Raw genomic sequence first — 21,094 nt, 5'->3', positions numbered from 1 at the left:
TCTCCGCGACACTGACCGCCCCGGAACAGGCTCTACAGAGAACGCAAAAGCGAGTTGACTCGACGTCGAAGGCTCGCCGCTGGACGTGGAAAAGGTCGAAAGTCAGGAGGACGTTACGACGAGGGGCCTACGCCACCGGAGAAGGAACCAAGGAGGTTGCCCGCTTCGCCGGCCTCGCTGCAGTGTGCACTGTAGCTGCTGCCGCGTTTGGGTCTCTCCTGTACTGGGACCTCACTAAAGACGAGAACCAGTACGACAGCACCACGAACTACTGAGGCTCACAAATTCAAATCGCTTGGCGGTGGCTGCTTCCTGCAGCCTCCCACGCCTCCGCTTGATCGGTCCCGGCTGCTTCCCTGACCTGAGCGTGAGGTACGTCTTCCCCGGCGACGGAGCGAAGGGAGACCGGGCAGCGCCTGGCTCAGGCATGGCAGGCCGTGAAGAATCCTGGCCCCGCTCCGCCGGGAAAGGCTCAAGGCCAACACGACAGAGATCTGCCACCTGTTGCATCATCGCATCAGGGCCTACGATTAGATTTATACTTAGATAATCATGCCCATAAAACGTTTATAATTCGCAAGGCAGGATTCCTGGAGAATGCATCGGAGCAGGCGACCAAACAAGGATACCCCCCAAACATCCCGAAATTCCCCTCTGAAGTGCCTGGCGGCTTGCTCCTTGGTTCGGCAACAACCACGCCGAACTCGGGAGCCGCCCCGCGGTGATGGTCCGCAAGAACAGCTTCGGCAATCGGAGCGATCGTGGAGCCGATACTCAAGCGGTGTTGATGGGCGCGTATCGGACCCTGCAACAACGTGGCCATGCTTCGCCAACAGCGTTTATCGACATCTTTACTAATTAAATCGCTAATAGCCAACTCCATTTGCTTCCGGCCAAAGCAACTAAAGTCGACTAAAGTCTCATGATTCTTTCTTCTTTGATTCTTGCTTCTGACGCCAAAGTTCTTATCGCTTCCAATCCAACCCCGGGACACTCATCTTTTCCAGTTCCTCAAATGGAGCACCACAAAGCTTCTTAAATTTCTCCTCCTGCCGCCGGGTGAGCCAACGTTTGATTTGAGCCTCCGTACGCTCTCTCATCGAATCAAATTCTGCCTTGTGCCTGTCAAACTCCTTATTCCGAGCCTCGCGTTGCTGTTTGCTTGTCTGTAGCTTATCTGCCTCAGCTTTCGAGGTCGGGACACGCTGCTTTCTAATGATCGCGGTATTCTTCCTGTAAATCGTAATCTTGGATTGGTCGTATTTGCGCTTGATCTCCTCCACATTCAACTTTTGCGATTGGTCCATATTTAAGGCTTCTTGGATCTCGGGACGTGCGACGGCCAAAACTCCCTCCAATTGGAGGCAAATTTCCTTCAACCGTCGATTCTGAGCAGGTCCAAGTATCTGGGAAGTGCCAAGACTTAGTATTATTTGCTTTTGGTTATAGTGCATTAGTATTTTAGCTTTAACGGCATTATTAACGTCAAATCCATTCGTATCTTTTAGCGATATTTCCGATGGTGCGTTTTCAAAGCCACGAACTTTTGTTTGCATTGCCTCTAGTTCAGAGGATTGAGCCGCCGTAATCCGCAACTCCTTCCGAATCATCGGCAAATCGAGTAGAACGTGAGGACCATTGCGTTCCAAAAAATCTCTTGTCGAATAGAGACCAGAAGACCATCGACCGCCGTTGGAGCGACTATCTTCGCTAATCGCTTGCGCGGGGACAGACACACCTGTGATCAAAACACAACCAACAGTTGCAATACAAAATGCAATTATACGCAAATCCATAATTCGCACCACCTTTATCTGCAACATGAGTTCAATCATTGACTGATGGCTTCTGGATGGTTATCGGCGCCGATGATGGCCAGGCACCTAAAATGCCTAAAATGGGCAAGGCAGGACTCTTGAATAATTCATCGGGGCGGGCGACCAAACAGACATACCACCCAAACGCCCTAAACTTTCCCATTGAAGTGCCTGGCGACTTGCTCATTGCCTCGGTTTGCTCGGCTGGTAAACGGGAGTGTCCGACTAGCCCGTTCGCTCGATCCGGTCGTTGTCGGAATCAAAGAGGGCATCGACCCTATTGGGCGCCGATGGCCCGTCGGCCTGGAGCAGTACCTCGCACGATGGGCCCATGCTAAGCCTCGGACACTGGGACATCATGGCAGTTCGGAGCAAAGGTGGTTCCTGATCGGCAGCACATCGCTTCGGCGGCTCATTGCCTGGATTCGAGTTGGAGTCCCTCGACGACCTCAAGGACCTCGTTAACATCCTCACCGTAGACCAACATGACCCTTGTGCCGTCGTCCAGTCGTTTGCGGATCACGCCCTTCGGCTCCGTCTTCCGCTTTGCACGAATCTCGTTCGTCGGGGGAAGGTACCGGGCGTGGTACAACTCGGGGAGCGTGGGGCGGTCCCCAACGCAGGTGATGATCAGGTCACCACCCCTTGCCATGGCAAGGTGGCGCTCGAAGTCGGTATTGAAGGAAAGGGACTGGTATCCGAAGGCCTGCATCCGCCGCCCGACCGCCTGATAGAGGGGGCTGTTGGCCACCACGTAGACCATTCCCAGGGTGCGTCCCTCTCCCACAGGGAGTTTGCTCAGATCGAAGCGGGCGAAGTAGGCGGCCGTCTGCCGCTTCCATCGCTCCCAGTCGGTCGAGAGGATCATTACTTTGGGGTCGCCCCCCTTATCGTAAGCATAGCGGCTTCCCGGCAAGATCCGCATGGCCGGGTCGTAGTCGTCGTAGAGTCGCATCCCCGAGGCGTCCAGCAGCCGCCACCGACCGCCGAGATGGACCTCCAGGAAGACGTGGCCCCGCCAACTGGTGAATGCTCCCTCTTCGCGAAACTCCCTGATCCAGTCGGCGTCCATCGTCTTGACCCACACGGTCGGGATGCCGCAAGCACGGGAAAGCGCCCCGAAGACCAGGGCGTGGTCGGCGCAGCCGCCGTAAACCTTGGTGTCCAGGACCCTATCGAAGTCCCTCCAGGCATAGGCCGCCCGATTGTCGCAGGTCAGGTTCGAGTTCATCCATCGGCCGATGGCGAGCAGTGTCCGATCCGAGGAGTCGGCCCTCAGCGAGGCCGCGAGGGTGCGAATGTGCTCAGGGTTGCCGAGCGACTCGTGCAGGTCGAGGTAGTCCTGTGGCCGTTCGTAATCGATGCGGTCGAATCTTGGCTCGGGGATCGGTTTTCCGGGTTGCGGCTCGTCAGTACGCCCCGGCAGACATAGGTATAATGTCGCCATCAGTGCGAGATAAAGTCGTCTTGTATTCATGATTTCCTCGAACCCCACCGATCCGTAATCCCTTGCCACCTGCGGGTTCGGTATGCCCACGGCTTCCGATCCAACGGTGATATTATTACCCTTGCGGAGCGGGTTGGTCATCCAAATTGCCCGATCCAGGCGATTCGGGGCCGTCGAGGGCGATCAACTGGGGCGGAATGCCGAGTTGGAATCAGTGATCGGGTAGCAACTGGGCCGAGGATGGCCAGGCACCTAAAATGCCTAAAATGAGCAAGGCATGACTCGTGAACAACTCATAATCTCATGAAACTAAACAAGCATGCCACCCAAACGTACTAAACTTCCCCATTGAAGCGACTGGCAACTTGCTCCTTGCCAGCGAATCTGGAAGTGAGAAACTGGCGTATTTCAGCCCAAGGGTGGGATACTTGGTAGAAAAGCATTACTCCGGCTTTCCTCGGCCCAGTGATTGGCCTCCTCGCAGTCTTGCTACTTCCCACCCAAATTATCTGCAAACCATATTATCTATTTTACGATGTTTCTACATTTCCACATTTATGCTTATCGGCTTTTCCGTTGGTTCGGTGATCAGCTACTTTCGGAACCGAAGGCGGTGATCAGCTAGATTTATTTCTAAATCACGGTCCGCTCCACCTCGTCGAGCGTGATCTGATCGCTGGCGCGGTCGTAAAGCTTGGTGGCCTTGGGACTTTCGTGGTTGGCGATGGTCTGGGCGTTCTGGAGTGCCGCCGTTTTCGTGGTGGCGTGACGCTCCTTGCCCTTCTCGATTTCGTCCTCTCGGGGCGGCAGGAGATCGTTCTCCTGCTGGTAAAGAGCGGTCATAGCGTCTGGCATCTGGGCCTCGCCGATGGGCTTCATCGTGTTCGAGGCTTTGACCTGCATCGTCGTCGGCTTGGTCATCATCGGGCGATCCGGTGGCGGGAGCGGGCGGCAGACAGTTCGTCAGTGCGACTCCTCGCTGACCTGCGTAAAGATCGCCCGGAATCGAGTGCGAGGCTCGTTGAGTGAGATGTCTGTCTGCGGAAGGCAAGGAGAGAATCGGTAGTGACGTAGTGAACGAACAAACTGAATCATTTTGATAAATGATATATGTCTATTAAGCTTTCAAGGGATCATGCTCGTCTTCAAGAACCGGAATGCAGGGGGACAAAAATGGATCGAGCCTAACTTCGACACGACCTCGGCGCAGGCACCACACCTCAAAAGCGTTGTTATAATCAGGACTCTCATCATCTCTGATATAGAGCAGTCCGTAAGAGCCTGGGGCGTGGCCCGCAAGCCAAGCGAACAAGCCGAAGACACAATCATGTCGATGATTAGGGCATCCGGCGAACCAGACCATGCAGTGGCCATTGATCCATCGCACATCCGTTACACCCGAGCCGTCCCCATATTCTGTGATCACCTTGCGCAATTCCTCGACGATTTGCTGTAGCCGAGCGTTATCGTCCTCATAAGGGTCCTGGTGGACAACCGCCCATCCATGATACTCGAACATCTGGCTCTCTCTCCCCGGTTCTCTCTGTGTCAGTAGCCGTTCACAGTCCGGTATTGAAAGTTGCCGATGACGGCACTATATCTGCGTTATGACGAATCCGCTGCCCATCCCTGACGACCTCTGGAGTACGGTGCCGCCCGACGCTCAGGCCGCCATCGCTGCTGTCTTTGTGGCGATGCAGCAGCGGCACGCCGACCTGGAAGCGCGGGTCAGCGATCTCGAAGCACGGCTCAAGCTCAACTCCACCAACTCGTCCAAGCCACCTTCGTCTGATCCGATCGGCCTGAAGCGGCGGCCGCCCGCTCCGGCCAGCGGCAAGAAGCGCGGTGGGCAACCGGGACATCGCAAATCCCACCGTGCCTTGGTGCCGCCTGAGAAGTTGCGCCAGACCATCCACTGCAAGCCGGAGGCGTGTCGCCGATGCGGTCAGGGGCTTCGGGGCGACGACCCCGAGCCGTTGATCCATCAGGTGGCCGAATTGCCCAAGATCGAGCCCCTCGTCGATGAATATCGACTTCATCGTCTCACCTGTCCCGGATGCGGTGAGACGACCTGCGGCGCCTGGCCCCCCGGTGTCCCGAGCGGTTGTTTCGGCCCTTACCTTCAAGCCGTCCTGGCCATGCTCGCCGGGGCCTATCGTCTCAGCAAACGGCAGATCCAGCAGGTCAGTTCCGATCTGTTTACCCTGTCGATCTCCACCGGGATGATCGCCAAGCTGGAACGGCAGTCGGCCGCGGCTCTGGAGGCTCCCTACAACGAACTGGCGCTGTCGGTCCATCAGGCCGAGGTGGCGAACATCGACGAGACGTCGTGGCGTGAGCAACTTCGCAAGGTCTGGTTGTGGGTGACGGTGACTCGCCTGACCACGGTCTTCACGATCGCCAAGAACCGCAGTGGCGCGATCGCCCGGGCGTTGTTGGGCAGTCAAGACGGCCAGGTCGTCACCAGCGACCGATTCAGCGCCTATGACTGGATCATGGCGTCCTGGCGGCAAATCTGCTGGGCTCACACCATCCGAACGCAATCGACAATTCGGCCGGCCCTCCGACGTGACTTCAGATCTATCCCCTTCACCATGACTCGGCCCCGTCCGTTCATCCGGGCCCAGGCGTGATGCCTCCCCTCCGGAATGGCCCAGGGGAATCACGTGCCGGATCTCCAGCGAGTCTTCCCCGACTATGACTCGGTCGATCAGCAACTGCAAGATCCCCTGCCGCTCTGTGAAGGTCGCCTCGTCGAGCCGGTCGCAGACTCGTCGGCAGAACGACTTGAGGTCTGCCCAGACGGCCTTCGCCTCTTGCCGCTCGGCGTGCAGTCGTTGTTCCTGGTCACGCTGTGTCGCAAGAACATGTCGATGCCCTTGAATTTTCTCGCGACGTGCCTTCAGCTCGGCCAGATCGATCACCTCAGCTTGATAAGCGTCGACCAGCCGTTGTTCCTCCCGGTCGAGCCGTTGCAGTTGCAACTCCCAACGCCGGACCTCGCTTTGGCCGTCCTCCCGGGCCTGTGACGCTCCCAGAAATCCCTCGAATTGAGCGGCCAGCATCCCGGGGTCTTCCAGCAATGACTTGACATGGTCCCAGACGGCCGCGTCAAGCTCGGCGACCTTGGCCGGCGTCTGGGTACAGCGGCAGGCCCGGTCGCGGGCCACGGTGTCCTTACCGTGGCACTTATAGTATCGGTGCGTGGCCTGCCCCGCCCCCCCGTATGTGGTGATGCCGAACATGGCCAGGCCGCACGTCCGGCAGGTTAGCAGGCACCTCAGCAAATAGCTGTTGCGGGTGTTGTTGCGGAACGACAGGCTCGAGTTCCTCGCGAGCTGCTCCTTCGCATCTTGATGCGTAGAGGTATCGATCAAAGCTGGGGCACGGATCGGGATCCATTCCTCTCGCGGCCTCGGGCGCCGGCAGGTGGCCGTGCCCGCCCTGGTCCCCTTCGACCGTGGCTTGCGCGGCACGACGTACACATGCCGATTGAGGTAGCCTTCGCCGATGTAGACCGGGTCGGACAGGACCCGATGCACGACGCTGGGCGACCAGAGCCGGCGGCCGCACCGCGGACGCCAGGGCACTTCGGCGAGCCTCTTGAGGATCTGTCGGACGGTCATCCTCTCGTCGATAAGCCATCGGTAGAGGATTCGCACCACATCGGCCTCCGCCTCCTCGACCTCGAGGTGCGCGGGACGCCGTCGCGGGCCGGGACGTAGCGGTAGCCGTAGGGGCCTTCCCGGCGATCCAGTGACCGTCCTGGCCTTCTGGATCTTCCCACGGCGGAACCGCTCGGCGAGGACCGCCCGCTCATACTCGGCGATGGCGCCTGGATTTGGAGCAGGAGCTGGTCGTGCGGGTCGTCTGAGATTGGCCGGTGGACGAATTCGACTTCGCAGGCGGCACGGCGGAATTCCTCGAGCAGGAGGATCTGGTAGGCGTATCGGCGAGCGAGCCGATCCGGACTGAAGACAGCGACGACATCGAACTCGCCCTCGCGGGCGGCGTCACGGAGTCGGTCGAGGGCCGGGCGGTCGAGGCGTGATCCCGAATATCCTTCATCAATAAAAACGTGATCTTCTTTGAGATCATGGCTATTGGCCTGGGCCCAGGCGCGAAGGGCATCGAGTTGGCTAAGGATCGTCTGGTCACGCCCCTGCTTCGCGGTCGAGACCCTGGCATAAACGGCAGCTCTCATGATTAATATCCCCCACAGTGGTTGACGGAATGCCGGCGGCCTCCGGCCCGGCGCCGAGCAGGATCCGGATGGCCTGCTCGAGCCGGCGGGGGCCGTCATGGCGCGGGACGAATGCGGAGTGGATAGCCCACCCGCAGGTCGAGGGTTGCGGGAATTCCGCGCATCGATGAACCTCCTGATGAGAGGCCAAAGATGATCTTGCCGATACCGCCGGTCTAGGATCGACGGCGAGGCGAGGTGAGTAGGGGCGGGTTGAGGACCTGAACGGAATGACAAGGGTTGCCCGCAGTTTATCGATTGCGTTCGGATGGTGCATCTTCGTCGCGACTTTCAGGCGATGATCGACCGGGGTGGTGGTAGCGAGCGGGTCGGACAGCGGTTGCTCGGATTGTCGAACCGACTGTTCCGGCACTGGCACCGGGTTCGTGACGGGACCGTGCCCTGGGACCAGTTCCAAGAGCGGATGAGCCGACTGCGACGGGAGGTCAAGAGGGCCCTTCAGGAGGGATCGCGGAGTTCGTGCGCCAAGACGGCCGCGACCTGCTTCGAGATCCTCAAGGTGGAGGAGGGCCTGTGGACGTTCGCTCGGGTCCGGGGCGTGGAGCCGACGAACAACGTGGCCGAACGCTCGTTGCGGCATGCGGTAATCTGGCGGCGGATCAGCGGCGGGACGGCCAGCGCGGAGGGGAGTCGGTTCGTGGAACGGATGCTGACCGTGGTGGCGACCTCTCGGCAACAGGGTCGTAACGTCCTGGACTACTTGACCTCGTGTTTTGAAGCGGATCGTCGCGGTCACGCCGTCCCTTCTCTCTTGCCGGCCAGCACGTCAGACATCAAAGCCGCCTGATTTCACTTCTCACGTCCTATGAACGGCTACCTGTGTCAATCGTGAACGGAGAGCCTTGCCTTGCCGGGCCAACCTGTTCACAGCCTCGGATACATATTCTCCGGTCACCGGGCTCCGATTTCCAGGGGAGGAAACATACCCTCGGCAGCTTTGGTCGAGAGTGCGTACCACCGCAACCGCCTTAGCCGGCGGGGCCTGAGATTTGGGGGCAGCAGCGAGATGTTGTCGGCTTCGGGGCGGGCAGCAACTGATGGCGCTGGCGGCAGGAGCGGATGGCGATTCGAAACAGGAGACTCGATTTCCCGTGGTCGTCGTCTAGGATGAGGCCCAACGGTAAAGGTTGGTGGTTCAATTGGCCAGACGGCCGTTGCCGCCCAGTCTGACTTGCGGATCGCCAGGCACGTCAATGCTGCCGAAGGAACACAGGGGAGTTGTCATGACTTTGAGATCAAAAATCTTGCTGACTGCGTTCATCCTGGTGATATCGTCCTACTCGACGACCGCATTCGCCGACGATGGCTGGGTCTCACTCTTCGACGGGAAGACCCTCGACGGATGGAAGGTCAACGGCGGGTTCGCCTCGTACAAGGTCGAGGACGGGGCAATCGTCGGCACGACCGTGGAAGGCAGTCCCAACACGTTCCTTTGCAAGGGGGACTACAAGGACTTCGTGCTCGAACTGGAGGTCAGGTGCGACCCCCGGCTGAACTCGGGCATCCAGGTCCGCAGCCATGTGTACGAAAAGGACACGCCCCAGGAGTCTGACCCGAAGAAGATCCGCAAGGCAGGGACCGTGTACGACCCGCAGTGCGAGACCGACGAATCGGCCAAGGGCGTCTCGGGCAACTTCTGGGACGAGGCCCGCCGCACCCGCTGGCTCGATGACTTCGCCGAGAGACCCGAAGCCCGCAAGGCATTCAAGGACAACGATTGGAACCGCTACAAAATCGCCGTGCAAGGCAACCGCTACCGCTCGTGGGTCAACGGGGTCGCCGCTGCTGACTTCACCGACGACGTGGACAAGAGCGGCTTCATCGGCCTTCAGGTCCACGGCATCGCCAAGGGCCAGGGGCCGTATCAGGTCCGCTGGCGGAACGTCCGCATCCGACAGTTGGCGCCGGGCGAGCAGGTGCGCAGGGCCGTGGCAAGGCCCGGCGAGATCCTGCGAATCACAACCCGACCGGAGTGGGCGAAGGCTCGGGCCAAGGGCGGGTACCGGGGCGACACGCTGGAGGCCGAGGGGTTCATCCACTGCGCAACGCCGAAGCAGTTGCCCTGGGTCGCCGAGACGTTCTACAAGGATCAGACCAAACTGGTCGTTCTGCGAATCGAGCCGAGCAAGCTGACCTCGCCGCTGAAGTGGGAGAGCCTGCCCGGCTCAAGAGAGAAGTACCCGCACGTCTACGGCCCACTGGACCTGGAAGCCGTGGTGGAGGTCGTCCCACTGGAAGACCTGCTCTCCGATGGCATCCAAGATTGACCGTGAAGTCCTTCGTGTCCGTTTCGCGGCTCCCCCCCGTTCCCAAGGTCGATCGCCCCAAGGAGCGAGGTCGCTGAAGGAGGCGGAGAGCTAACCCGTCTTTATCGTCGACAGCCTGACTCTGGCATTGCCTTTTTTTGGGGATTGGCCAAAAATGCCGCCGCCTTGAGGCCAAAAAGGGTAGCGGGGCACTCGGTCCATGACGGGCCGGGTTCATGGCTGGCAAGGAGGCTAGAGCCGATGGCACGCTGGTTTGTGGACCGTTTGCCGCAGCAAGGGATTCCATCGGTCAGCCTGCGACGACTCCTGCCCGAAGCCCAGTTCGTGGGATGCCACGACTGGGAAGTTTCCGGGTGTACGGCAGACAGTCGCCGGCTTGATCCGGGGCAGTTATTCGTCGCGGTCCGCGGGACCCGGCACGATGGGCACGCCTTCGTCGAGCAGGCGCTCGAGCGTGGCGCGGCGGGCGTGGTTGTGGAACGACCTTGTCCGGAGGCGGGCAGGCTCCAGGTCATCGTCCCGGACTCGCGAGCCGCACTGGCCAGGCTCTGCCAGGCCTTGGCGGGCGACCCATCCAAACATCTTTCGATCCTCGGTGTGACCGGGACCTGTGGACGCGCTCTGACAAGCCTGTTCATCCGATCGATCTTCGAGGCGACCGGCGTCCGCTTCGGGCTCATCGGTTCGCTCGGCTGGTCCGACGGAGTGACGACCCGCTCGGTCTCCGATACCTTCCCAGGAGCCGAAGGCCTTGCCTCAATGCTCGCCGCAATGGTCGAGCGCGGCTGTGCCGGAGGTGTCGTCGAAATCCCCGCACTCGCGCTCGAACAACGTAAGGTCGACGGCCTGGAGTTCGACACCGCCGTGGTGACCGACCTGAGCGCACTGGTTGAGAACGGTGTCGACGGTCTCTCGACACGACGCCAGCGCAAGGCGCGTCTGTTCCGCAAGGTCATGGCCGGTGGTACGGCGATCGTGAATGCCGACGACCCACAAGCCGCCCTCCTGGGAGCCGTCAATCTCGACGCACGCTTCGTCACGTTCGGGATCGATCGGCCGGCTGACGTCACCGCGAAGATCGATCGGCTCGACGAACGAGGGTCCCGCTTCTTCTTGCGTGGCTTCGCTCGCGAGGTAGTCGTCGAGTCGCAACTGATCGGCACCGCGCAGATTTCGCAAGCGCTCGCCGCGGCTGCCGTGGCCTGGTCGCACGGACTCCCGGTCGAAGCCGTCGTGGCGGGCCTGGAGACAGCCACGAAAATCCCAGGAGAACTCGAGGCCGTCGTCGAAGGACAGAGCTTCGGTGTCTGGATCGACCAGGCGCGAAACGGGGCCGAGCTCGAGCAGGCTCTCAATGCGCTCCGTGCCATGGGCGCTCAGCGGATTCACTGCGTCTTCGGCGCAGAAGGGCTGCAAGAACGCAGCGAGCGACTCGGCCTGGCCAAAGCAGCCGAGGCTGGCGCCGACCGCGTGACCCTGACCACCGATAACCCGCGAACCGAGAACGTCGATCAGATCATCGACGACTTGCTCGCCGGCTTCCGCCGCCCCGGTCGGGTCCGGGTGGAACTCGACCGCCGTCACGCCATTGAGGCCACGCTCGCCGACGCCCAGCCGGGCGACGCGGTCCTGATCGCCGGCAAAGGCGTACGAACATTCCAGATCCTCTCCGACCGTGCCGTCCACTTTGACGACAAAGCGGTCGCGACGGAATGGCTCCGCTCCCACCACCAACTTTTCCGCCGAACCTCCGCCTGACGCCCCGCCCGAATCGACCATCTCCACCACGACAGAGCCGGTACCGACGACCAAGCTCGATCACCCCACCACGGCGATCCCTGCGCGGTGGTCGGACCGGCAAGTCAAGTCAGGTTCCACCACCATCAAAACGTTGAAACGATCGGCGGCGTTCCCTACCTCACTCGGGCTCTGCAATCGATGACCTGGCTGAGAACCGCTGACCCGACGACGCTTGCGCAGAGATTCGGGCTCCTCATTCCGGGGCAGGGCGCAACAACCGGCTCATTGCCTTACGAGTCGCCCGTAGGCCAAGCCAGAATGGGCAGAACAAGACGAGGAGAGAGAGCGGTGCGATTTCATTCCCTTGATTGAAGGGATCGATACTGACCAAGAAGTCGATATAGGCCCAAAGACCCCACAAATCGTAAATCCTCGCCTTTCGATATTGTCTCGTGTCCGCGCTCCGAGCCGTGAGGGCGGCGCGTTCCCAGCCGTCTGCCTGCTTGATCCACGATCCGATCGCCGGTGCGTCCCTCTGGTCGGGGCAGAGCCTCAGCGTCTCCGCTTCCTCGGTCACCAGGTCCCAAGGGATACGTTCGGACTCCCATTTTCGACAGGTGGTGGCACGCTCATGGAAGAGCGTGTATTCGTTCCCGCAGAGAGCAGACATGAGATAATGAGGGTTCGCTCGATCGATGCAAACCCTTCGTAGTCTGCCGATCGCCGGCCCTCCACCGAGGGCGACCGCAACCACCGCCACTGCGACCATCATCTGTCGGGTGGACATGATGAGAGGATTCATGGATTCCCGCCTGAAACCAAAGGAGGCCAAGGGAAGGTTGCCTCTCCCACGGTCTCCGCGTGGCGCGAGTACGATTCCCATGTTCCCCGCGGTAATGCCGCGGCCGTTCAGCCTCGAGGTTCTCTGGGAATGAGAATGCCCGTGGGGCGGCGGCAAATCCAGGATTCTCTTGCAAATCCTCTCGCCACCCCTGGAACGTGCCGTCGTGGCCCGCCTCTTTGCTCATCGCAACGAGAAGGTTCGCGACTTACGCTTCCCGAACCGGGGAAATGATCGATGGCGGATTGCAGCCGGTCGCGTTCCTTCCTGACAAGGCACCCGCGCAGGAACGCCGCGGTCTGGGGCGTTCAGGTGCCGCGTCAGTCATGCGAAGAGTACAGAATCGCAGGGAAGCCAGTGTGCCACGGCTCGATGCGACCGTCGTGGGATGGCGCACGACAATGCTCCATCCCCAACACGACACACATACCGACCTAACTGCTTGTTCACACAAACACGTATCTTACCGCGAGTCCCGACCTACCCGTGCCTCTTCGGGCAATTCAAGAATCTGCCCTTCGACCAGGTTACGGGGATCATCGTTGAGGATATCGCGGTTCAAGTCATAGATCTCATCGGCGCGACGGGCGTCGTTCAGGGTATCACGTGCGATGCTGCGTAGCGTCTCGTGGGCGCGAACCCTATAGCGAGGGCGGGACGTCTGATACCGCTTCCCGGGCGGAGGATCCACTTCCTCCATCGGTTCCGAACGGCTCCGTCTCGAGATCATCGAATTATCGATCGGCAATATCAGCTCGACTTCTGACGTAGGCTGCTCGACCGAGTTGGTGGCCTCCTCCTCCTTCGGCTTGGAGCGTGAGGTCCGACGAACCGGCGTGCTCGTCCGCGAGGACGACGAACTGGTCTTTCCCGGAGGGTCGATCGACTTTCGGTCGAGCGCTTCCGGGGGCGGAATCACAATTGTCTGACCGACCATGAGTTGGTCGGGAGCCGAGACCGTCCGACTGTTGGCCTTCCACAAGGCCATGTAGTAGCGACCCGAGCTGTAGTAGTATTTGGAGATCGTCCAAAAATTTTCGCCGCTCTGCACCACGTGCAACTCTGGCGTGAGTGGGTCCAGCCCAGCGGCCTCGGTCTCGGTCTCGGCCTTGGCCGCGACCACGCCGGCGCCTGCTCCCGCGGCAAGGGAGGCACCTGCCACCGCAGTTGCCGGAGCCCCGTTCAAGGGCAGATCCTCTTCAAGACTCCGTCCCTTTCCCGCGTTCGGGATCGGGATTCCTTCGCCTGGCTTGATCTCGGGCGGGGCGGTGGACACCGCCATCGCATCGTCGCTCGATGGCGGCGGAGCGAAGTCGGGAACTCCTTCGGTCGCCCGAACCGCCGGGGTTCCAGTCTCCGCCGGAGTTGGCGCAACGACCATGCCCGCTTGACCAGTTCCCAGGGTCGGCGCGGCACCAGGAATGGGGAGTTCAGATCCCGGATCGGCCGCCGGTGCAGGGGGCACAGCGGCTTGAGCCGGAGGACTTGCGTCGGGCATTTGCGCGGGGGGAGCGGCCGCCGGAGTCGATGCACCCGTATCAGGTAATGGTGTATTGTTCGCTGCCGCGAGACCCTGCGTGGGGGCGGGCGCTTCAGTTGCCCCCGCGAGATCCGGCGTAGGGGCGGGCGCTTCGGTTGCCCCGGCGAGATTCGGCATAGGGGCGGGCGCTTCGGTTGCCCCCGCGAGACCCGGCGTAGGGGCGGGCGCTTCGGTTGCCCCCGCGAGATCCGGTGTAGAGGCGGGCGCTTCGGTTGCCCCCGCGAGATTCGGCGTAGGAGCGGGCGCTTCGGTTGCCCCTGCGAGATCCGGCGTGGGAGCGGACGCTTCGGTTGCCCCCGCGAGATCCGGGACCGGGGCTTGTGTTGCAAGATCCGTGGCCGGGGTCTGTGGTTTCGGTTCACTCGATGGCACGAGGTTTGATTCGGCAACCGTTGCCGGTGCCGGCACTGGTGCCGAATCGAGCGGTGAGGCCGGTGTAGGAACCGGGGCCGGTTGGGGCGGTGCAGGCAGATTCTTGGCCGACTCATCCGCCGCCACGGGTGAAGCTGTTGTGGCAGGCAGAGGGAGTGCCGAATCGGCCCCGTCCGCCCCGCTCAAACTCATGTTACCGAGGGCCGTCGGGGGGAGTGGCGGGTTCACGCCGGCGTCTGGGCCGGCCGGGAGAATCGCCTCCGTCCCCGCATCTTGCAGATTCGTATCCGCCAACGGCGGACTGGAGTCCTCGGGAGGGAGTTTGTCAGAAGCGGGCGCCATGGAGTCGGGCGGCGTTACGGTCTCTGACGGAGGCTCGCTCGTATTATCCTTGGGTTTGGCCTGAGTCTTCTCGCTCTTTGATTTCTTGTCACCGACCGGGTCGGATTCGTCGGACGGCTCGGTCGAGGATGGGGATGTCGGTGCCTTTGTGGAGGCAATGGCCATCGAAGGCGGCTTGGTCCCTTTCTTCGTCCCCTTATTGACGAGCAGGACGGAGACCAGGATCACGAACGAGAGCAACGCCGCAACGCCAAACCGAGTCTCACGCTTCCACTTGGGCACGCCAGCCGCGTTTCGGAGAGCGAACGGCATGCGGCGAGCTTTCTTCGGAGCATGCTCTTGCTCGTGCGCATGCTCATCACCCCCGTCTCCCTGGGGATCGAGCTCGTGCGTGTACTCCCCTTCCAGCTCCGTTTCGGGAGCGATCGCCGCGTCGGGAAGCTGGTCATGTTCACTCAACGGTCGCCCCCTCTCTCCTTCGAGCGCTTGCTCGACGGCAACGGCGGAACTTCCTGAATGGGACATCGCTCGGCGACCCTCAATTTCGCGCTTCGCGCTCGGGGGTTGACAGCCATCTCCTCAGCCGACGCCATCACAGGCTTGCGAGTCAGGGCCTTCAAATTCGGGTCATCACGGAACGCCACTTTCACACGCCGGTCCTCCAGTGAGTGGAAGCTGATGATGACCGCGCGGCCTCCCGGATGGAGCAACTCGGGAAGTTGTTCCAGGATCGACTCCAAATGGTCGAGCTCGTCATTGACCCGGATCCGGAGCGCCTGGAACACCCGAGTGGCCGGGTCGATCGGCCCCCACTTCCCTGGAATGCTCTTGCGAACGATTTCCGCGAGCCGACCTGTCGTCGTGATCGGCACGATCCGCCGACCTTCAACGATCCGCTTCGCCACTCGCCGGCTGTACCGCTCCTCCCCATACTCAAAAAACAAGTTGGCCAGTTCTTCTTCTTTCCAGGTGTTCACCACCTCGGCCGCGGTCAGAGACGCGTTGGGGTCGAATCGCATGTCGAGCGGGCCATCGGCCGCAAAGCTAAAACCACGTTCCGCCCAGGCCAACTGGTCCGACGACAGCCCCAGGTCGAGGAGGATTCCATCGACCGCATCCAATTCCAATTTGTAGAGGATGTCGGCCAGGTCACTATAAGGGGCCTGAACCAACGAGACCGGCAGTCCGCTCGTCGCCTGCCCGGCCAGGGCCAGCATTTCAGGGTCGCGATCAAGCCCGATGACTCGGCCGGTGGATCCGACCCGAGTCGCCAGGGCTGCCGCATGCCCTCCGGCGCCCACGGTGCCATCCACCAACACAGCCCCTTCGCGCGGAGGGAACCACGAGAGGACCTCGTTCAAAAGAACGGACCGATGGACAGGCTTCGGCGAATTGGGATCGAGGGACACAGCGGGCTCGTTGATATGAGTGACCCATAAAAGATCGGCCGGAACGACACGATCCGAAGCGCCGACTCTAACCTTGTCGAGAATCCTGTCAACCCCGGGCGGGGTCAGGCCCCCCCTCTCCAAGCCAACTCCCAGCGCCACCTGACCGGGTTAAAACGGAACACCGCCATTCGTTTTATCGGTCGGACCGCGGACAGGACTTCACCACCTTTCTCGATCCGGCCTTTTGTTCGTCGGCCCGCTCACGCTCAATCCACGGCCGACCACGCGAACGCCCAAAAACGGTCATCAAAAGGCCATGTGGCGGGATATTCCCGACAACCCCAAGAACGTTGGCGAAACTCCCACGGTCCCAAACAGAATGCCACCGAACCGAAATTCGCTGCCCAGTGATCATCTGCCCATCCGCCCACAGTCAATGCCAACGCAACGGCGCATCAATTGCATCGAAGAATTCTGACACTTTAAGCAGTCGACTCCAGACAACTTTCCCAGGATTTGGGAGGCTTCCATGAACGGCGAGAAGAAGCCCGAATCAAGATTATCCTCTGACGTTCCTCCTCCAGTCAGGCTTCACGAAGACACGAATCCTCAAGAAATCCAGGGCGACCGGGGGAAGACGAGGGCAAACGACGAGGTCGATGAAGCGTCCGAGGAATCGTTCCCCGCGAGCGATTCCCCGTCGTTCACGCCGATCACCTCCGTTGGCCCCCCCTCTCGACCAAAGTCGAAGAGATGATACCCTGAAGGAAGAGCGGACGAGTCTCGGTTGGCCCTCCCGTTTGGTCGGCCATCCCGGATGAGAAACAAACCGGTTTCAGATCGAAGGCTGGGTATCGGAGGGACGGAGATGGGTGGAGGATGGGTAATTGCCCTGATCGTCGTCGGGTTGGTCGTCGCCGCGTTCTGGGCATTCGGTAAAGGATTTCCGACGGGCGGTTCGGCCCGACCAGGACCGGGCAGCAAGTCCGCACAAGCCGGTTCCGGCGAGATCGCGCAACTCCGCAAAAACTTGCGGGTCAAGGCCCTTGGCAATGACGCTCTGGTCGACCGGTTAGTCCAGGCCGAGCGAAACCGGATGCCAGGCGCCAGCGAAGCCGCATGCTACAAGGCCGCGATCGAGAGTTGGGAGCGGGACAACCGGTAGTCGCCCCTGACCCGACCGACGCCTCGCGCGAATCCGGCCCTCCCGATTCACTTGACGGCTCGTCCTTCGGGACGGGCCGTCGGCGTTTATCGGGCGGAAGTGAGGGAGTCCAAAGTCAACACGGCTCCCCCGTTTCTTGCCACCGTGAAGACGGCGACCACCCACAAAAAAGACTAAGCCTATTTATTGAAACAAGTAAGTCTTCAAAGCAAGGGTGGCCGCGGTCGTCCGAGTGCAACCGAGGCCAGCGAAACCATTCAGATCCATGAATTTCAGTGGTGAATCCCAATAGATCGTGATCAACGTCCGGGATTCAAGAGGCCCCGCCGTGCCACGGCATCGCCTTCCCGTAAGCGATGGTTTCCGGCCGGTCTCTCGATTGGTCCGAGAGCAGGGGGGGGATCAACCGTACAACCGATTGGCCTGTCCGTAGGTGATCTTGGGGGCCTTGATCAGACCCCCTGCGAGCTTCTCACCCATCGGATCAACATACACCCGGTCCGGCTTCTTGGGATTCTCCCTATTGTAGCCGTCCACATGGATGTTAAAGATAAACGCAGGCTCTTTCGAAATCGCTTCGAACCAGTGGACGTTGTCCTTGTGGTCCGACACGGTCGAGTATTCGCCGGGGATGAAGGTACGATCGATGGTGGGACGGACGATGTAGTGATCTTTGTGATCTTCCACGCGGTCGTAATGCCGACCCCGGAGACTTCCTTTGAGGATGAGGAACCCGGTGGCCATGTTGTCGTGACCGTGAGGAATGACCGAACGTCCCTGGCTCATCGCGAAGATCTGCCGGCCGAAGACTTGTTTAGTGGAGATGCCGGAGACATTCTTGAAGTCGACCGGCAGGCTCTTGGCCCCCAGCGCAGGGTAGGTGACGCCAGCCGCCATTCGCTCGAAGTCGAGCGTTTTCAGCAAGGAGGGGAGATCCACCCGGCTGTAGAGCGCCTCGAGCTGTTTCTGGAACTCGAGGTCTTTCACGCGATGATCGTGGATGTCGCGACTGATTGTCTCGAGTTCTTTGAACCAGTGGTCGACAATGGGCTGAGTCTCGGCACCAAACAGGCGGCGCACTCCCAATCCTTCGATCAAAGCCAGGGCGGTCAACGACTGCAAGGCGTGCTGTGTAAACTCGCGGCGGGTTTCGAGAGGCATGGTTCAGCGCTCCGGTACTCGAGGGCCGAGAGAGGGGATTGTGGCACTTACTGTAGACCGTCAAGAAAACCGTCGCCAGCCCTCACTCGCGTCGGCGTCGGTTTCCAGCCAACAGCAGGGTGCAACCCACGGCGACCTCATTCCGGTACTGGCTCCCCGACGCCCCGCGTGCAAGCTATATTGATAAATAGTCTCAAAGAACGAGCCCTCGTTCCGATGCGGACCTTTCCAAGGGGAGTCATGCGGTGATCGGAACGACCCTCAACCAGCGGTTTTCTCTCGAGAAGGAGTTGGGTCGAGGGGGCATGGGGGCCGTCTACCGGGCCACGGACCAGATCCTCCAGCGCAGCGTCGCGATCAAGGTCTTGAAGGAGCAAAGCGGCGAGGAGGTGAATCGGCGAATCAGGCTCGAGGCGCAGATTCTCGCGCGACTGCTCCACGACCACGTCGTTCGGCTCTACGATTTCGGCGAGGCCAACGGGACCTGGTACCTCGTCATGGAGGAGGTTGACGGGACCAGCTACCTGAGACGTTGGCGCAGCATCACCCTGGCAGAGCGGTTGCGAATCCTGGCCCACGTGGCGGATGCGCTCGACTACGCACACCACCAAGGGGTGATCCATCGCGACATGAAGCCGGGGAACGTGCTGCTGACCGCCGCGGATCAGCCCAAGCTGTCTGATTTCGGACTCTCGGTCATGGCCGAGCATTCGGATGAGTCAGGGACGATCCGCGGCACACCTCAATATATGAGCCCTGAACAGGCGAGCGGGCAGCGGCTCGACTATCGAACCGATCTCTACTCGCTGGGGGTGATGCTCTACGAGAACGCGGCGGGCTCTGTTCCCTTCACCGGCAAGTCGATGTCAGTGATCGCTCAGCACGTGAACGCGATTCCGGAGCGGCCTCGGATCCGAAACCCGGCCCTCTCCGAGAGCCTCGAGGCGCTGATTCTGCAGATGCTGTCGAAGAAGCCCGACCAGCGGCCCGGATCGGGTTCGGAGATCGCGCGCCGGCTCCGAGAGGAGATGGAGCGGGAGCTCTCGCGAAGTACGGCGGTGGTCGTTTCACCTCCCCAAACGGAAGCCGAGCAGTTCCAGCAAGGTTCGGCGAACGGAACGATCACGCTCTCGGAAACGAAGGCGATCAGCCCAGCACAGCCAGCACCAACGGCCACGCCGCTGCTCTCCTACGCTGCGCCAAAGGCGGCTCCACCCCTGGCCAAGTCGATGCTCGATTCCATTCTGGCCGAGCCGATCATGTTGACCGCCGAGGAGCGTTACCTCTGTGGCCACTACCTGGCCTATCTGCTGGGTGGCTCGCGGCGGAAAGGGCTCTTCCTTCGCCGTCCGCTCGATCCCCGCAACGCCGACCGCGCGAGGCTCGTTCTCGCCATGACCTCGATCATGCTCGCCGGAAACTCGGACGAGTCGATCGCGAATGCAGCGGAACTTCTGGAACAGCGCCCCGACGTCCGATCATCGCTCAGCCCGATCGTGGTTGCCAAGTATCTCCTGAGCCGCAACTCGCCCGCCAAGACGAAGAAGTTCCGCCAGGCCCGCAGACAACTGCTCGAAGCCAGCAAATATGCTCGAGAGCATCTGACCGACGACAAAGGACTTCTCAACCCGGGGTTGATGCCCGCCACGCTCAGCGACCTGCAGCGAGTGGCTCCTGAACGAACCGAGATCGACGACGAACTGGTCGAACGATGGAACCGGGTCGCCGAGGTCTGGCGTGACGACGCCAAGTTTCGCTCCGCCGTCCTCCGGTATGCGACCCGCAATGCCGCCAACGACCCGGCCAGCATCGAGCTCTGGCCCGAAGTCGTCTACCCGTTGATCGAACGGGTCCGCTGGCAACGCCAGACCCGCACCAAGGCCGAGGCGATCTGGGACAACGTCTGCGCCCACCTGCTTCATTTGCCCGACGCGGGTGTACGACTCGACCGGGCCTTCGAGAAGGCGGTCCCCGCGCACATGGTCGAACAGCTCGACGCCGAACTCGAGTCCTTTGAGGATGAGCCCCAACTCGACGCGGACCTCAGCCCCGCCGACTTGCAGGCGTCGAACGCCGAGCGCCTGGCCGCAAATGCCGGCCAGGGACCGATCGACCTGGATGCACTCGTGGACGACCCGAGGCCGAGTGAAAAGGGACTCGTCGGTCTGGCGAATCACGAACCCTATCGATTCACGCTCGGCGACCTCGGCAACCTCTGGCAGGAAGCGATCGCCGCCCTGAGGGCTCCCAACAAGAACAAGCCCGCGCACCGCCTGGTTCCGGTCGGCCCCTACCGCCTCGTCGTCATCCCATCCGTGCGAGGGCGATCAGCCGGGCAAGTCGCCATCCAAGGAATGCCAAACAAACAGATCGAGATGCTTACACCGTCGATCCGCATGGGTGGTTCGGGGAGCAAACCAGTCATCGCCGTCTGGATCTATCGAGACCACAGCTTGGCGGCGGTCTATCTCGACTTCAAGAAAAGCGAAAGTTACATCCTCTGGCACGCGCCCAACAGCCAGCAATTCAACTTCGACGACCTGGGTGAGCTGAACCACACGCTCTACAACCTGGGCATGGAAGTCCCCGATCAACTCGACCGGGTTCTTTCCAGGTGGTACAAGCCGAAAAAGCCCGTTTGAATCACGGAGCTGCGTCGATCGGAACCCATTCGGACGGCCCGCCGGGATCAGTTCCACCGGCCGGGCCGACTGGTTAAGGTGATCCCTTCGTTGGGTATCACTCCG

The 21,094-nt window shown here is 61.0% G+C and carries 16 protein-coding genes and 1 pseudogene; 7 read left to right on the top strand and 10 right to left on the bottom strand.

Going from position 1 to position 21,094, the window contains the following annotated elements:
- Positions 1-965: 965 nt before the first annotated feature.
- The 4 genes from V5E97_RS29780 to V5E97_RS29765 form a co-directional block, all read right to left on the bottom strand.
- Positions 966-1,835 (bottom strand): hypothetical protein, encoded by an 870-nt coding sequence (locus V5E97_RS29780; protein ID WP_406695196.1) that lies wholly within the window; start codon positions 1,833-1,835, stop codon positions 966-968.
- Positions 1,836-2,229: 394 nt separating this feature from the next.
- Positions 2,230-3,294, bottom strand: a complete 1,065-nt coding sequence (locus V5E97_RS29775) for a transglutaminase-like domain-containing protein (RefSeq protein ID WP_406695195.1) — start codon at positions 3,292-3,294, stop codon at positions 2,230-2,232.
- Positions 3,295-3,897: 603 nt separating this feature from the next.
- Positions 3,898-4,188, bottom strand: coding sequence for a site-specific integrase (locus V5E97_RS29770; protein WP_406695194.1), 291 nt, complete (start codon positions 4,186-4,188; stop codon positions 3,898-3,900).
- Between the two features lie 193 nt (positions 4,189-4,381).
- A complete protein-coding gene (locus tag V5E97_RS29765; RefSeq protein ID WP_406695193.1) occupies positions 4,382-4,783 on the bottom strand; it encodes an Imm7 family immunity protein in 402 nt (133 codons plus the stop codon).
- An 88-nt stretch (positions 4,784-4,871) separates the two neighbouring features.
- Here V5E97_RS29765 and V5E97_RS29760 point away from each other — a divergent pair, with 88 nt between their 5' ends.
- A complete protein-coding gene (locus V5E97_RS29760; RefSeq protein WP_406695192.1) occupies positions 4,872-5,897 on the top strand; it encodes an IS66 family transposase in 1,026 nt (341 codons plus the stop codon).
- A gap of 33 nt (positions 5,898-5,930) precedes the next feature.
- A complete protein-coding gene (locus tag V5E97_RS29755) occupies positions 5,931-6,293 on the top strand; it encodes a hypothetical protein (protein ID WP_406695191.1) in 363 nt (120 codons plus the stop codon).
- A 117-nt stretch (positions 6,294-6,410) separates the two neighbouring features.
- Here V5E97_RS29755 and V5E97_RS29750 read toward each other — a convergent pair.
- Positions 6,411-6,890, bottom strand: a pseudogene (locus tag V5E97_RS29750) (recombinase family protein); the annotation flags it as partial.
- A complete protein-coding gene (locus tag V5E97_RS29745) occupies positions 6,887-7,468 on the bottom strand; it encodes a recombinase family protein (protein WP_406695190.1) in 582 nt (193 codons plus the stop codon). The pseudogene V5E97_RS29750 and the gene V5E97_RS29745, both read right to left, overlap by 4 nt.
- A 307-nt stretch (positions 7,469-7,775) precedes the next feature.
- Between V5E97_RS29745 and V5E97_RS29740 the strand changes: the two genes are divergently transcribed.
- From V5E97_RS29740 to V5E97_RS29730, 3 genes are all read left to right on the top strand, one after another.
- Positions 7,776-8,315: an IS66 family transposase gene (locus tag V5E97_RS29740; protein ID WP_406694668.1), complete on the top strand. Its 540-nt coding sequence runs from the start codon at positions 7,776-7,778 to the stop codon at positions 8,313-8,315.
- Between the two features lie 436 nt (positions 8,316-8,751).
- Positions 8,752-9,795, top strand: coding sequence for a DUF952 domain-containing protein (locus tag V5E97_RS29735; RefSeq protein WP_406695189.1), 1,044 nt, complete (start codon positions 8,752-8,754; stop codon positions 9,793-9,795).
- Positions 9,796-10,035: 240 nt separating this feature from the next.
- Positions 10,036-11,553: a Mur ligase family protein gene (locus V5E97_RS29730; RefSeq protein WP_406695188.1), complete on the top strand. Its 1,518-nt coding sequence runs from the start codon at positions 10,036-10,038 to the stop codon at positions 11,551-11,553.
- A 235-nt stretch (positions 11,554-11,788) separates the two neighbouring features.
- Here V5E97_RS29730 and V5E97_RS29725 read toward each other — a convergent pair whose 3' ends face one another.
- The 3 genes from V5E97_RS29725 to rsmH all read right to left on the bottom strand — a co-directional run bounded on the left by V5E97_RS29725 (position 11,789) and on the right by rsmH (position 16,039).
- Positions 11,789-12,322, bottom strand: coding sequence for a hypothetical protein (locus tag V5E97_RS29725; protein WP_406695187.1), 534 nt, complete (start codon positions 12,320-12,322; stop codon positions 11,789-11,791).
- 517 nt (positions 12,323-12,839) lie between these two features.
- Complete coding sequence (locus V5E97_RS29720) at positions 12,840-15,089, bottom strand: LysM peptidoglycan-binding domain-containing protein (RefSeq protein WP_406695186.1); 2,250 nt, start codon at positions 15,087-15,089, stop codon at positions 12,840-12,842.
- Positions 15,086-16,039 carry a 16S rRNA (cytosine(1402)-N(4))-methyltransferase RsmH gene (gene rsmH, locus V5E97_RS29715; protein ID WP_406695185.1) on the bottom strand — a complete coding sequence of 318 codons (954 nt, stop codon included), beginning with the start codon at positions 16,037-16,039 and terminating at the stop codon, positions 15,086-15,088. Before rsmH ends, V5E97_RS29720 begins: the two co-directional genes overlap by 4 nt.
- An 850-nt stretch (positions 16,040-16,889) precedes the next feature.
- Between rsmH and V5E97_RS29710 the strand changes: the two genes are divergently transcribed.
- Positions 16,890-17,186, top strand: coding sequence for a hypothetical protein (locus tag V5E97_RS29710; RefSeq protein ID WP_406695184.1), 297 nt, complete (start codon positions 16,890-16,892; stop codon positions 17,184-17,186).
- Positions 17,187-17,588: 402 nt separating this feature from the next.
- On the opposite strand, the gene V5E97_RS29705 is transcribed toward V5E97_RS29710, so the two are convergent.
- On the bottom strand, positions 17,589-18,347 hold the full coding sequence (locus tag V5E97_RS29705; protein WP_406695183.1) for a cupin domain-containing protein: 759 nt from the start codon (positions 18,345-18,347) through the stop codon (positions 17,589-17,591).
- Positions 18,348-18,592: 245 nt separating this feature from the next.
- On the opposite strand from V5E97_RS29705, the gene V5E97_RS29700 reads away from it, so the two are divergent.
- On the top strand, positions 18,593-20,989 hold the full coding sequence (locus tag V5E97_RS29700; protein ID WP_406695182.1) for a serine/threonine-protein kinase: 2,397 nt from the start codon (positions 18,593-18,595) through the stop codon (positions 20,987-20,989).
- The last annotated feature ends 105 nt before the right edge of the window (positions 20,990-21,094 follow it).

Source organism: Singulisphaera photorubra, from assembly GCF_045290345.1.
Lineage (GTDB): Bacteria > Planctomycetota > Planctomycetia > Isosphaerales > Isosphaeraceae > Singulisphaera.
Note: the sequence above shows the minus strand (reverse complement) of the source record. Positions and strands in the feature narration are given on the sequence as shown.